Annotated in this window: 12 protein-coding genes; 11 read left to right on the top strand and 1 reads right to left on the bottom strand. The window is 61.6% G+C overall.

Translation table 11 applies throughout. From position 1 onward, the window contains the following. Positions 1 to 52: 52 nt before the first annotated feature. Both ACQ4WP_RS05855 and ACQ4WP_RS05850 read left to right on the top strand, forming a co-directional pair. The gene (locus tag ACQ4WP_RS05855; protein ID WP_436519094.1) at positions 53 to 394 is read left to right on the top strand and encodes a winged helix-turn-helix transcriptional regulator; all 342 of its coding nucleotides are present in this window, start codon (positions 53 to 55) and stop codon (positions 392 to 394) included. A gap of 214 nt (positions 395 to 608) precedes the next feature. Beyond that, a complete protein-coding gene (locus ACQ4WP_RS05850; protein ID WP_436519093.1) occupies positions 609 to 1,151 on the top strand; it encodes an NAD(P)H-dependent oxidoreductase in 543 nt (180 codons plus the stop codon). Between the two features lie 16 nt (positions 1,152 to 1,167). Here ACQ4WP_RS05850 and ACQ4WP_RS05845 read toward each other — a convergent pair whose 3' ends face one another. After that, positions 1,168 to 1,623: an MBL fold metallo-hydrolase gene (locus ACQ4WP_RS05845; protein WP_436519092.1), complete on the bottom strand. Its 456-nt coding sequence runs from the start codon at positions 1,621 to 1,623 to the stop codon at positions 1,168 to 1,170. A gap of 117 nt (positions 1,624 to 1,740) precedes the next feature. On the opposite strand from ACQ4WP_RS05845, the gene ACQ4WP_RS05840 reads away from it, so the two are divergent. The 9 genes from ACQ4WP_RS05840 to yoaA all read left to right on the top strand — a co-directional run bounded on the left by ACQ4WP_RS05840 (position 1,741) and on the right by yoaA (position 13,459). Continuing rightward, the gene (locus ACQ4WP_RS05840) at positions 1,741 to 2,715 is read left to right on the top strand and encodes a LysR family transcriptional regulator (RefSeq protein WP_436519091.1); all 975 of its coding nucleotides are present in this window, start codon (positions 1,741 to 1,743) and stop codon (positions 2,713 to 2,715) included. Positions 2,716 to 2,969: 254 nt separating this feature from the next. Then, the gene (locus ACQ4WP_RS05835; RefSeq protein WP_436519090.1) at positions 2,970 to 5,822 is read left to right on the top strand and encodes a 2-oxoglutarate dehydrogenase E1 component; all 2,853 of its coding nucleotides are present in this window, start codon (positions 2,970 to 2,972) and stop codon (positions 5,820 to 5,822) included. Between the two features lie 117 nt (positions 5,823 to 5,939). Further along, a complete protein-coding gene (gene odhB, locus ACQ4WP_RS05830; RefSeq protein ID WP_436519089.1) occupies positions 5,940 to 7,196 on the top strand; it encodes a 2-oxoglutarate dehydrogenase complex dihydrolipoyllysine-residue succinyltransferase in 1,257 nt (418 codons plus the stop codon). Between the two features lie 94 nt (positions 7,197 to 7,290). Then, positions 7,291 to 7,662 (top strand): PspC domain-containing protein, encoded by a 372-nt coding sequence (locus ACQ4WP_RS05825; protein ID WP_436519088.1) that lies wholly within the window; start codon positions 7,291 to 7,293, stop codon positions 7,660 to 7,662. Continuing rightward, the gene (gene lpdA / locus ACQ4WP_RS05820; RefSeq protein ID WP_436519087.1) at positions 7,652 to 9,082 is read left to right on the top strand and encodes a dihydrolipoyl dehydrogenase; all 1,431 of its coding nucleotides are present in this window, start codon (positions 7,652 to 7,654) and stop codon (positions 9,080 to 9,082) included. Before ACQ4WP_RS05825 ends, lpdA begins: the two co-directional genes overlap by 11 nt. Positions 9,083 to 9,174: 92 nt before the next feature. Further along, positions 9,175 to 10,272, top strand: coding sequence for a cell division protein ZapE (gene zapE, locus ACQ4WP_RS05815; protein WP_071076265.1), 1,098 nt, complete (start codon positions 9,175 to 9,177; stop codon positions 10,270 to 10,272). A 19-nt stretch (positions 10,273 to 10,291) separates the two neighbouring features. After that, positions 10,292 to 11,002, top strand: a complete 711-nt coding sequence (locus ACQ4WP_RS05810; RefSeq protein ID WP_436519086.1) for a hypothetical protein — start codon at positions 10,292 to 10,294, stop codon at positions 11,000 to 11,002. 158 nt (positions 11,003 to 11,160) lie between these two features. Next, positions 11,161 to 11,361 carry a YdcH family protein gene (locus ACQ4WP_RS05805; protein ID WP_010399897.1) on the top strand — a complete coding sequence of 67 codons (201 nt, stop codon included), beginning with the start codon at positions 11,161 to 11,163 and terminating at the stop codon, positions 11,359 to 11,361. A gap of 43 nt (positions 11,362 to 11,404) precedes the next feature. Then, positions 11,405 to 13,459, top strand: a complete 2,055-nt coding sequence (gene yoaA / locus ACQ4WP_RS05800; protein WP_436519085.1) for a DNA repair helicase YoaA — start codon at positions 11,405 to 11,407, stop codon at positions 13,457 to 13,459. The last annotated feature ends 212 nt before the right edge of the window (positions 13,460 to 13,671 follow it).

The following is a 13,671-nucleotide window of genomic DNA, read 5'->3' as shown; positions in this document are numbered from 1 at the left end:
AGGGCTGTCAGGCTGTTATGCTCGGACCCTGGTTCAACAGGAAGCACACGCGATGAATGAAGAAACATGCGCCCCCAGCGGCGTGGCCCTGGGCGATACGGCATTTGGCTACACCTTGTCGCTGATCGGCGGCAAATACAAGATGCTGATCCTGTACGCACTCGCTGAAAGCAAGGTGCTGCGTCACAATGAACTCAAGCGGCACCTCGGTGGCATCGCCTTCAAGACCCTCAGCGTCGTCCTGAAGGAGTTGGAGGCCGACGCGCTGATCATTCGCAAGGAATATGCGCAAGTGCCGCCCAAGGTCGAATATTCCCTCTCAAGCAAGGGCGCCTCGCTGATCCCTGTGCTGCATACCTTGTGCGAGTGGGGCGAACGGCACCAGCCAGTCTGATCCGAAAGTGCATGGCAAGGGGATTTCTGCGCTCGGGTAGCTTACTTTTAATATGGTATGAGCAGTCAATGTGCGTACTTGTGAAAAGTACCCGCGATGGCTATGCTGTTTCTGCCTCTGGGAGTGCGGCCACGCGCCACGGGGCAGGGTATCGGCTTGCCTGCTTTTCTGTGCATGCGGGCCGGTGCATCCATCCCATACTCAGGAAAGCAGCATGAAGAAAACCCTCGTTATCGTCTTCCATCCCTCCATCGCCACCTCGGTGGCCAACAAGCGCTGGCTGCAGGAGCTGGCGCGGTATCCCGACCGCTACACCATCCACGACGTGCAGCAGGCTTATCCTGATGGCAACATTGACGTGGCGCGGGAACAGGCGCTGGTGGAGGTGCACGCCAATGTGGTCTTGCAGTTCCCCGTGTACTGGTTCAACTGTCCGCCCTTGCTGAAGCGGTGGCTCGACGAGGTGCTGGCGCATGGCTGGGCTTACGGCACGGGCGGCGATGCTTTCAGGGGGAGAAAAGTGGCGCTGGCCGTCACGGCTGGCATCCGCCAGGAAGACTTCACGCCGCAAGGCAAGTGGAATGTCACCCTGGCGCAGCTGCTGGCGCCGTTCGATGTCACTCTGGCGTATATCGGCGCCGACAACCGCCGCTTCTTTGCTTTCTATGGCGCGGAAGACGGGCCGAAGGAAGCGGGCTATGCCGAGCGGCTGGCGCGTAGCGCGCAAGAGTATGAGCGCTTCCTGGGCGCCTTGTAAGACCGCTGGTCCAGCCTCAGTTCAACGCCGCGTACAGGTGGCGCAGGGCAACGTGCCAGCCCTCCAGTTGCAGGCTGGCACCCTCATAGGGCTGCTGCAGGACGATGCGGCGCGGCGCATTGTGCTTGAGGATGCCGCCCCAGTGGGCGACCCTGGCGCCGGCCTGGCGGCGGATCGCTTCGACCGTGGCGCCGCTGGCCAGGATGTCGGCTTGCGGAAAGGCTTGCTGCAGCACGCCCAGGCCGAAATGGGCTTGCGGTTCGGCTGCGCTGATATAGATGGTGGTCAGGCGCTTGCCGCTGGCGGTGATGGTGTGCGCTAACTGCGCCGCATCGTCGCGCAGGAACTGGGCGTTGACGAGGATGGCGTCTTCCGCACCGCTCAGCAGCAGTGAAGTGGACGGTGCGCATCCCAGCACATCCAGTTGGAAGGTTTCCAGTGTGCGGAAGGAGTGGACGGCGCGTGCAAGCATATTGTTCTTTCTGCATTGGATACTCTCCCGCATATTATTCTTTCGACCAGGCGTGAGAAATAGGGTAGATTGCAATACGTAATTGCACGGATCGAACGAATCAATGGAGAGTCGCAGATGGACCGCATCACCGCCGCACAAGTGTTTGTCGCCATCGCCGAGCGCGGCAGCATGGTGGCCGCCAGCGAGGCGCTCGATATGTCGCGCGCCATGGTGACGCGTTACCTGGCCGAGATGGAGCAGTGGGCCGGGGCGCGCCTGTTGCATCGCACCACGCGCCGTCTGAGCTTGACGGATGCGGGCGAGGTCACGCTGGCGCGCTGCCGCCAGATGCTGGAAGTGGCTGGCGCCATGGCTGTCGCCTCGCCCGAAGGCCTCGATACGCCGCACGGCTTGCTGCGCATTAGCTGCTCGCAATCGCTGGCGCAGACGGCGCTCGCTGGCGCAGTGACCGCTTACCTGCGGCGCTACCCGCGCGCCGCCGTCGACCTGCAGATGGAGAACCGCGCCGTCAACCTGGTGGAGCAGCGCATCGACCTGGCGATCCGCATCACGAACGCGCTCGAGCCGAACCTGATCGCGCGCCAGCTGGCCAGTTGCGCCTCGGTGGTGTGCGCCGCACCATTGTACCTGGCAGCGCATGGCACGCCGCGCCGGGCGGAGGACCTGGCCCTGCATAACTGCCTGACCTATACGTATTTCGGCAAGAGCCTGTGGCAGTTCATGCACGATGGGGAAGCGCTTACTGTCCCCGTCAGCGGTCGCCTGTCGGCGAATGAATCGCTGGTGCTGCTGGTGGCCACGGTAGCGGGGGCGGGCATCGCCATGCAGCCGCGCTATTCAGCCGCGCCGCTGATCGCCAGCGGGCAACTGGTGGAACTCCTGCCCGCGTATCAACCGCAGGACATGGGTATCTACGGCATCTATACGTCGCGCCAGCACATGTCGCCGCTGCTGCGCACCATGCTCGACTTCCTGGTCGAGTGGTTTGCCGGCGATGCCGATTGGCTGGCGGCCATCGGGGCGCCGCCGTTATCAGTCAGACCACTTGCGCGCCAGCGCCGCGCTGATGCTGGCGGCGGAATCGCATAAGCGCAACAGTAACGGGCTGCAAGCCCGGGAAAATCAACAACACAGCTTACATTTGCTTGCCAAATAAAATTCAACTAGTGGTTGTTGCGTTACAATACCGCGTGCTATTCTAAATGACGGTATGCAGAATGCTGGTGCAATAAAAAAGCCCTTCCCCACAACTTGATGTGCAATCCGCTAACCGGTCAGGCCGTGTCGCGGAAGGTTAGATTAACCCGCTAATCTCGCGAAGCGCGAAGAAAGGTGAGCAATATATGCAGCAATTAACGACCAACTCCTACCTGTTCGGTGGGAATGCTCCGTACGTGGAAGACCTGTACGAAGCGTATCTGAACAATCCAGGCTCGGTACCCGATAACTGGCGTTCCTACTTCGACGCGATGCAGCACGTGCCTGCCGTCGACGGCACCAACAAGCCTGACGTGGCGCACGCCTCCGTCGTCGCTTCGTTCGCCGAGCGCGCAAAAGCTGGTCCGATCCGCACAGTGACCGCTTCCTTCGATGCTGAAATGGGCCGCAAGCGCGTCGCCGCCACGCAACTGATCGCCGCTTACCGCTACCTCGGTTCGCACTGGGCCAATCTGGATCCGCTGCAACGCCAGGAACGTCCGATGATCCCTGAGCTCGAGCCGAGCTTCTACGGTTTCACCGACGCGGACATGGACACCGTGTTCAACATCAGCAATACCTATTTTGGCCCCGAGACCGCCACCCTGCGCGATCTGCTGAACTATCTGCGCGACACCTACACGCGTTCGATCGGTGCCGAATTCATGTACATCTCCGATCCGGCCGAAAAGCGCTGGTTGCAAGAGAAACTGGAATCGATCCGCTCCACCCCGAATTTCACCCCAGAGAAAAAAATCCACATCCTCGACCGCCTGACCGCGGCTGAAGGCCTGGAACGCTATCTGCACACCCGTTACGTGGGCCAGAAGCGCTTCTCCCTGGAAGGCGGCGAAACCTTTATCGCCTCGATGGATGAAACCATCCAGCGCGCCGGCGAAAAAGGCGTGCAGGAAATCGTTATCGGCATGGCCCACCGCGGCCGCCTGAACGTGCTGGTCAACACCCTGGGCAAGGCGCCGCAGGAACTGTTCGAAGAATTCGAAGGCAAGCATGGCGACGACCTGCCTGCCGGCGACGTGAAGTACCATCAAGGCTTCTCGTCGGACATCTCCACCGCAGGCGGCCCGGTCCACTTGTCGCTGGCGTTCAACCCGTCGCATCTGGAAATCGTCAACCCTGTGGTCGAAGGTTCCGTCAAGGCCCGCATGGATCGCCGCGGCGACGCGCAGGGCGCGCAAGTGCTGCCTATCCTGGTGCACGGCGATGCCGCTTTCGCCGGCCAGGGCGTGGTCATGGAGACGTTGAATCTGGCGCAAACCCGTGGCTACCATACGGGTGGCACGGTGCATATCGTGATCAACAACCAGATCGGGTTCACCACTTCGGACCCGCGCGATGCACGCTCGACCCTGTACTGCTCGGACGTCGTCAAGATGATCGAAGCACCGGTCCTGCACATCAATGCCGATGATCCGGAAGCCGTGGTACTGGCGACGCAAATCGCGCTCGACTACCGCATGGAATTCAAGAAGGACATCGTCCTCGACATTATCTGCTACCGCAAGCTTGGCCACAACGAGCAAGATACGCCGGCACTGACGCAGCCACTGATGTACAAGAAGATCGCCCAGCATCCAGGCACCCGCAAGCTGTACGCGGACAAACTGGTAGCGCAAGGCGTGATTCCTGCCGATGGCGGCGACAAGATGGTGGCCGCTTTCCGCGACGCCATGGACGCCGGCAAGCATACCGTCGATCCGGTCATCTCGAACTTCAAGAACAAGTACGCCGTCGACTGGCTGCCGTTCCTGAACAAGAAATGGACCGATTCGGCCGACACCGCCGTACCGATGACGGAACTGAAACGCCTGGCCACCCGCATCACCACCGTGCCGGAAGACTTCAAGGTCCACTCGCTGGTTGAAAAAGTACTGGGCGACCGTGGCACCATGGGCCGTGGCGAAATGAACCTGGACTGGGGCATGGGCGAACACCTGGCCTACGCCTCGCTGGTATCGTCCGGCTACGCCATCCGCCTGACGGGCCAGGACGCCGGCCGCGGCACCTTCGTGCACCGCCACGCCGTCTTGCATGATCAAAACCGCGAGCGTTGGGATGCAGGTACCTACATTCCGCTGCAAAACGTCTCGGATAATCAGGCGCCGTTCACCGTCATCGACTCGGTGCTGTCCGAAGAAGCCGTACTGGCCTTCGAATACGGCTACTCGACCGCTGAACCGAACACGCTGACGATCTGGGAAGCCCAGTTCGGCGACTTCGCCAACGGCGCGCAAGTGGTAATCGACCAATTCATCAGCTCCGGCGAAGTGAAGTGGGGTCGCGCTTCGGGCCTGGTCATGATGCTGCCGCACGGTTATGAAGGCCAGGGTCCTGAGCACTCGTCCGCGCGTCCTGAACGTTTCCTGCAGCTGTGCGCAGACAACAACATGCAAGTGGTGCAGCCGACGACGGCTTCGCAGATCTTCCATTTGCTGCGCCGCCAGATGGTGCGCCAGTTCCGCAAGCCGCTGGTCATCCTGACGCCGAAGTCGCTGTTGCGCAACAAGGATGCCGGTTCGCCGCTGACCGACCTGGCCAAGGGCGGTTTCCAGACCGTCATCGGCGAAGTCGACGACAAAATCGATGCCAAGAAAGTCAAGCGCGTGGTCGCCTGCTCGGGCAAGGTCTACTACGACCTGGTCAACGCACGCAAGACACGCGGCCAGACCGACACGGCCATCGTGCGCCTGGAACAGCTGTATCCGTTCCCGCACAAGTCGTTCGCTGCTGAACTGAAGAAGTTCCCGAACCTGGTCGAAGTCGTATGGGCCCAGGACGAGCCGCAAAACCAGGGCGCCTGGTTCCAGATCCAGCACAATATCTTCGAAGGCCTGGAATCGGGTCAGCGTCTGGCCTACGCCGGCCGTCCTGCTTCGGCGTCGCCTGCTGTTGGTTACTATGACAAGCACTACGCCCAGCAAAAAGATCTGCTGGAAACGGCATTCTCTAAGCTGAAGGGTTTTATCCTGACCAAGTAAGTGGCAGGATAAGGGGCGCCATGTCTATGCATGGCGCCTGCTCGCATACATCATGACGGAGCGCCGCCCTTGCTACGCAGGGGCGGCGCCGCAATAACAAAATAAACGGAGTTTTACATGGCACAAATCGAAGTCAAAGTTCCCCAGTTGTCGGAATCGGTTGCAGAAGCGACCCTGCTGGCATGGCACAAGAAAGTCGGCGAGCCAGTCGCGCGCGATGAAAACATGATCGATATCGAAACCGATAAAGTGGTGCTGGAACTGCCGGCGCCAGCCGCTGGCGTGATCGTGCAAATCATCAAGGCCGACGGCGCCATCGTCGTCGCCGGCGAAGTCATCGCCATCATCGATACCGACGGCTCGGCCAAGGTCAGCCCGATGGAAGTATCTGCTGTTCCTGCGCCTGCCCTGGCTGCCGCTGCGCAAGACGCCGCTACCGCATCCGCCCCAGCTGCTGCGACCAAAGGCGATGTCGCCATGCCTGCCGCCGCCAAGATCCTGTCCGAAAAAGGCCTGTCCGCTGGCGACGTCGCCGGTTCCGGCAAAGATGGCCGCGTGACCAAGGGCGACGCCCTGGCCGCTTCCGCCAAGCCAGCTGTCGCGCCATTGGCGCCAGCCGCTGCCAAGCCTGCGCTGCAGCAAGTTGCCACACCGAGCATCGCCAGCCTGGGCGACCGTCCTGAAGAGCGCGTGCCGATGAGCCGCCTGCGCGCGCGTATCGCCGAGCGCCTGCTGCAATCGCAATCGACGAACGCCATCCTGACCACGTTCAATGAAGTGAACATGCAGCCGGTCATCGACCTGCGCAACAAATACAAGGACAAGTTCGAGAAAGAGCACGGCGTCAAGCTGGGCTTCATGTCCTTCTTCGTCAAGGCCGCCGTCGCTGCCCTGAAAAAGTACCCGATCATCAATGCCTCCGTTGACGGCAACGATATCGTTTACCACGGTTACTTCGACATCGGCATCGCTGTCGGTTCGCCACGCGGCCTGGTCGTGCCTATCATCCGCAACGCGGACCAGCTGTCGATCGCCGACATCGAGAAAAAAATCGGTGAATTCGGCGCGAAAGCCAAGGAAGGCAAACTGACCCTGGACGACCTGACGGGCGGCACGTTCTCGATTTCGAACGGCGGCACCTTCGGTTCCATGCTGTCGACCCCGATCATCAATCCGCCACAATCGGCCATCTTGGGCGTGCATGCGACCAAGGACCGCGCCGTTGTCGAAAACGGCCAGATCGTGGTGCGTCCGATGAACTACCTGGCCATGTCCTACGACCACCGCATCATCGACGGCCGCGAAGCCGTCCTGGGCCTGGTGGCGATGAAAGAAGCGCTGGAAGATCCTGCACGCCTGCTGCTGGACCTGTAAGCACTGTAGACCCCCGGCGTCGCCGCCGGGGCAATGTAGTTGATACCCATTGCCAGAAGACGCAGCTGGTTGATCTCAATGAAAGAGGATTCCCATGAACGTCTCTGAAGAAATCAAGCGTCTGCACGAGTTGCACCTGGCGGGCGCCCTGAGCGACGCGGAATTCGCGCAAGCGAAAGCCAAGCTCCTGAGCAATATCAACCTGGACAAATCGGACAGTCCGTCCGACTCCGGCCCGTCGAACGACCTTGTGCAGGAATTCAGCCGCCTGCGCCGCTCGCGCAACGACCGCTGGCTCGGTGGCGTCTGCGGTGGCCTGGGCCGCGCTTCCGGCATGGAAGCGTGGATCTGGCGCCTCGTCTTCGTCCTGTTTACATTGACCTTCGGCTTCGGCGTGGTGATTTACCTTTTATTGTGGATTTTCGTACCAGACGAAGAGATTGGAATAACAAAACATGAGTACTAAACAATTTGACGTAGTTGTCATCGGTGCGGGCCCTGGCGGCTATATCGCCGCCATCCGCGCAGCCCAGCTGGGCTTTTCCGTCGCCTGCGTCGACGAGTGGTCGAACGCCAAGGGCGGCGCCGCTCCTGGCGGTACCTGCACCAACGTCGGCTGCATCCCGTCGAAAGCGCTGCTGCAATCGTCCGAGCATTTTGAACACGCGGGCCACAGCTTCGCCGAACACGGCATCGATGTCGCCGGCCTGAAGCTGAACCTGGGCCAGATGCTCAAGCGCAAAGACACGGTCGTCAAGCAAAACAACGACGGCATCCTGTACCTGTTCAAGAAGAACAAGATCGCCTTCTTCCACGGCCGCGCCGCTTTCGCTGCCGCCGCCGCTGGCGCGTATGAGATCAGCGTGACGGGCGCAGCCAACGAAACATTGAGCGCCAAGCACGTGGTCATCGCCACGGGTTCGAACGCACGCGAACTGCCGGGCGCACCATTCGACGAGAAACTGATCTTGTCGAACACGGGCGCACTGACCATCGACGCCGTTCCAGCCAAGCTGGGCGTCATCGGTGCCGGCGTGATCGGTCTGGAAATGGGCAGCGTCTGGCGCCGCCTGGGTTCCGACGTCACGGTGCTGGAAGGCCTGCCGGTCTTCCTGGGCGCCGTCGACGAGCAGATCGCCAAGGAAGCGTCGAAGCTGTTCACCAAGCAAGGCTTGAAGATCAACCTCGGTTGCAAGATCGGTGCGATCACGCCAGGCAAGAAAGACGTCACCTTGGAATTCGTGGACGCCAAGGGCGAAGCGCAAAAAGCCGTGTTCGACAAACTGATCATCTCGATCGGCCGTACGCCGAACACGAATGGCCTGGGCGCGGATAAAGTCGGCCTGCAGCTCGACGAGCGCGGCTTCATCGCCGTCGACGGCGACTGCAAGACCAACCTGCCGAACGTGTGGGCAGTGGGCGACGTCGTGCGCGGCCCGATGCTGGCCCACAAGGCGGAAGAAGAAGGCGTTGCCGTGGCCGAGCGTATCGCTGGCCAGCATGGCCACACCAACTTCAACACGATTCCGTGGGTGATCTACACCTCGCCGGAAATCGCGTGGGTCGGCAAGACCGAGCAAACCCTGAAGGCCGAAGGCATTGCCTACAAGGCAGGCACCTTCCCGTTCATGGCCAACGGCCGTGCGCGCGCGCTGGGTGACACTTCGGGCATGGTGAAATTCCTCGCCGATGCGACCACCGATGAAATCCTCGGCGTGCACATCGTCGGCCCGATGGCCTCCGAACTGATTTCCGAAGCCGTCGTGGCGATGGAATTCAAGGCGTCGGCCGAAGACATTGCGCGCATCTGCCATGCGCACCCATCCCTGTCGGAAGCGACCAAGGAAGCGGCACTGGCCGTCGATAAGCGTACGCTGAACTTCTAAGCGGTACGGTACTTCGCAGCGGGCCGGCAAAGCAGTTTCTGCCTTGCCGGCCCGTTTGCGCTATGTCAAGAATCCCTGTTGAATCGAATCCCATGAACGTTGAAGAGTTTTACCAGCACGCGTTGCAGAAGCGCGATTTCAAGGCCGATGCCGCTCAACGGCGCGCGGTCGACCGTCTGCAGCTGTGCTATGACGAGTGGGTGGCTTACAAGGGCCAGCGCTCGAGTACCTTCAAGCGCCTGCTCAACCGACCTGCTGTGCCGAAAGGCGTGTATATGTGGGGTGGGGTGGGGCGCGGCAAATCGTTCCTGATGGACAGTTTTTATTCGGTCGTGCCCCTGGTGCGCAAGACGCGCCTGCACTTCCACGAATTCATGCGCGGCGTGCACCAGCAGCTCGATGAATTGAAAGGCGTGGCCGACCCGTTAGATGAGGTTGCCAAGCGCATCGCCAAGAAATACCGCCTGATCTGTTTCGATGAATTCCACGTCTCCGACATCGCCGACGCGATGATCCTGTACAACCTGCTGTCGGCCCTGTTCGCCAATGGCGTGTCCTTCATCATGACCTCGAATTACGACCCGGACCTGCTGTATCCGGACGGCTTGCATCGCGACCGCATGCTGCCGACCATCGCCCTGCTGAAGGACAAGCTCGACGTGATGAACGTCGATGCCGGCGTCGATTACCGCGGCCGCGCGCTGGAACAGGTGGAAAGTTACTATACGCCACTGGGCGCAGCGACCGACAAGGCCCTGCGTGACGCCTACACGCGCATCGCCGAGACGGCCGACGAAGATGCGCGCATCCGCATCGAAAGCCGCGAAATCCACTGCCTGCGCCGCGCGGGCGGCATCATCTGGTTCGATTTCGCCACCCTGTGCGGCGGCCCCCGTTCGCAAAATGATTACCTGGAAATCGCCAGCCGCTTCCATACGGTGATATTGTCCGGCATACCCGCCATGTCGGCGGCGCAGTCGTCCGAAGCGCGCCGCTTTACCTGGCTGATCGACGTGTTTTATGATCAAAAGGTCAAGCTGATCATGTCGGCCGAGGTGGCGCCCGAGCAGCTGTACACGAACGGCATGCTGGCCAACGAGTTTCACCGTACCGTTTCGCGTATCATCGAGATGCAATCGCGCGAATACATGGAAAAAGAACAGCGCGGCGCGGCCGACGCGATCGTTTGAGGCAGGGATAATGAATATGATGGCAAATACACTATACAAGCTGGGTGCGGCGCTGGGCCTGGCCCTGGCGTTGTCCGCCTGCGCGCACCAGGGTGTCGCGGCATTGGATGAGGTCGGAGCGCCGCAGGTGCCCGCCACCTTGTCGGTGGAAGAGGCGGACGCCAAGCTGAAGCAGTCAGCCAGCGAGCGCGAGGCCGCTGAAAATGAGTTTTCCGCGCGCGAACTGGAGTGCTACAACAAGTTTTTCGTGAATAACTGCCTGGACACTGCCAAGGAAAAGCGCCGTCTGATTCTGGTGCGCCTGCGCGCCGTCGACGCGGAAGCGAACTACTTCAAACGGGCCGAGTCCGTGCGCCTGCGCGATATCGACCTGGCCAGGACGCAGGAGAGTGCGCGTCTCGACGCCGAGCAGCGCGCTGCGGCCATGCCCAAGCCCGTGAAGGTCGTCGCGCCCGAGCCGGCACCGCCCAAGCCGGCAGGCAAGAGCGTTGCCGAGCGCGAGGCTGAGCAAGCGGCGAAGGTGGCGAGACAGGCTGCCGCCGACGTTGCCGACGCGCCGCGCCGCGCGGCCCGCGAGGCAGACTATGCGCGCAAGCAGGCTGACGCCGTGGCGCGCCAGAAACGCGTGGCGCAACGCCTGGCCCAGCGCCAGGCCGAAGCGCAGGCCAAGGCGGCCGCCGCCGCTGTCAGCACGCCGGCCGTTGCTGTACCTGTGCCGCCTGCCAAATAAGGCCGCCGTGCAGGGGGCATGCCGGAAATGGCGTGCCCTAACGCGCGCGGCAGGTTAAACTACGCACTTGCCGGTGATGCCGGCGCCGATGGCTGCCTGCGCACGCTGCGCGCGCCGGTTTAACAACACTGTTACCAACACTGCCTGGAACGCAACACATGAGCGATGCACAGCATATAGAGCGGCGCCTGATTGAACTCAACGTGGAACACCGTGACCTCGATGCCGTCATCGAGTTGTTGATACTCGATGGTCACCATGACGAGCTGCAACTGCGCCGCCTGAAAAAGCGCAAATTGCAATTGAAGGATCACATCACCTTGCTGAAAATGCAGTTGGTGCCCGACGTTCCCGCCTGAGGGGCGCCAGTAGCGTCCAGTCCAGCCTTCACCTAAGTATATTTTGACCGATCACAATTTATTGCCCGCAAGCCCAGATGGCCAGCCTGCCGATCTGCAAGCCAGTCTGCCAGCCGAACCTCAGGCCGCGCCTGGCAAGCACGATGCCGACATCGAGCGCCTGTTTGGCGCTGGCGGCCCGCTCGGTCCCGCCGTGGGCAGCTACAAGCCGCGCCGTTCGCAAACGGAAATGGCCAAGGCCATCGCCCATGCCATCGACAGCCAGACAACCCTGATCGCCGAGGCGGGCACGGGCACGGGTAAAACCTTCGCCTACCTGGTGCCGGCCCTGATGTGGGGTGGCAAGACCATTGTTTCCACCGGCACGAAGAACTTGCAGGACCAGCTATTCCTGCGCGATATCCCCACCGTGCGCGCCGCGTTGCAGGCGCCCGTTTCCGTCGCCTTGCTGAAGGGCCGCTCGAACTACGTCTGTCACTATCACCTGGAACGCACCCTGCAGAACGGGCGCATGACCTCGCGCGACGACGTGGGGCATTTGCGCGAAATTTCGCGCTTCATCAAGATGACCAGCTCCGGCGACAAGGCGGAGCTGGCCAAGGTGCCGGAAAACGCCATGATCTGGAACCTGGTGACGTCCACGCGCGACACCTGCATGGGCGCCGAGTGCCAGTATTACCAGGATTGTTTCGTCATGAAGGCCCGCAAGGAAGCCCAGCAGGCCGACGTGGTGGTGGTCAATCACCATTTGTTCTTTGCCGACGTGGCCCTGAAGGACACGGGCGTGGCGGAATTACTGCCTTCGGCCAACACCATCATCTTCGATGAGGCGCACCAGCTGCCCGACACGGCCACTTTATTTTTTGGCAATACGGTGTCCACCTCGCAAATCCTGGAGCTGTGCCGCGACGTGCTGGCCGAGGGCCTGGCGCATGCGCGCGGCATCGACTGGGCCAAGACCGTGACAGTCGTGGAAAAGGCGGCGCGCGACCTGCGTTTGACCTTCCCGCAGGATATCGTGCGCCTGTCGCTGCCGCAGATCGCCCCGTCGAGCGACTTCTTTCCCGCGCTGGACACTCTCAAAGATGAGCTCGACGGCATGGTGGCGGTGCTGGAAACCCAGGCGGAACGGGCGGAAACGCTGGAACAGTGCCGCGTGCGCGGCGTCGAGCTGGCGCAGCAGCTGAGCGGCTGGAAGTTCGATCCGAAGGCGAAAGTGGCGGCCGGTGAAGAAGCCGTGTTCTGGGTGGAAGCGTTTTCCAGTTCCTTGCAGTTGCATAAAACGCCATTGTCGATCGCGCCGATTTTCAACAACCAGCGCGAAGGCACGCCGCGCAGCTGGATTTTTACTTCCGCCACCCTGGCCGTGAAGAACGATTTCAAGCATTTTTCCGAACAGATGGGCTTGACGGGCGAACCCTCGCACACCTGGCCGAGTCCCTTCGACTACGGCCAGCAGGGCTTGCTGTTCGTGCCGCCAAACCTGCCGCAACCGAACTCGCTGGGCTACACGGATGCCGTCATCGACTGCGCCTTGCCCATCATCGAGGCGGCGGGCGGGCGCACCTTCTTCCTGTGCACCACCTTGCGCGCCGTCAAGCGCGCGGCCGAGCGCCTGGCCGATGAATTCAAGCAGCGGGGCCTGAACTTCCCCCTGTTCGTGCAGGGGGACAAGGGCCGCACGGAATTGCTCGACCAGTTCCGCGCCGCCGGCAACGGCGTGCTGATCGGTAGCCAGAGCTTCTGGGAAGGCGTCGACGTGCGCGGCGATGCGCTCTCTCTGGTGATCATCGACAAGCTGCCGTTCGCGCCGCCCGACGATCCCGTGCTGGCCGCGCGCATCGAAGTGATGGAAAAGCAGGGCAAGAATGGCTTCATGCACCACTCGCTGCCGGAAGCCATCATCAACCTGAAGCAGGGCGCGGGCCGCCTGATTCGTGACGAGGGCGACCGCGGCGTGCTGATGATCTGCGATCCGCGCCTCATTTCCAAGCCGTACGGCAAGCGCATCTGGCAAAGTCTGCCGCCCTTCAAGCGCACGCGTGATACCGCCGAAGTGGTGGAGTTCTTCCGCAACCTGCCCGCCAAGGGCACTTAAGTCCTCGTTGCCGGCGCCATCAGTGCGCCGGCTTATTTCCCTTTGTTATCAAGCCACTAGCGTTTCCTGTGCGGCGCCTGCCTGCGTGCCTGGCATGCCAGAAATGGGCGTGATCGCGCCAGCTTCTGGCGTTTTTCCGCATGTCCAGGACGCCAGACACATCTTTGCGCCAGCGCAAACAGGGCCGTTGCCGGGCGGTCTACAGTGAACTC

The sequence above is a fragment of the Janthinobacterium lyxosi genome (assembly GCF_051380665.1).
Classification (GTDB): Bacteria; Pseudomonadota; Gammaproteobacteria; order Burkholderiales; family Burkholderiaceae_D; genus Janthinobacterium.
Note: the sequence above shows the minus strand (reverse complement) of the source record. Positions and strands in the feature narration are given on the sequence as shown.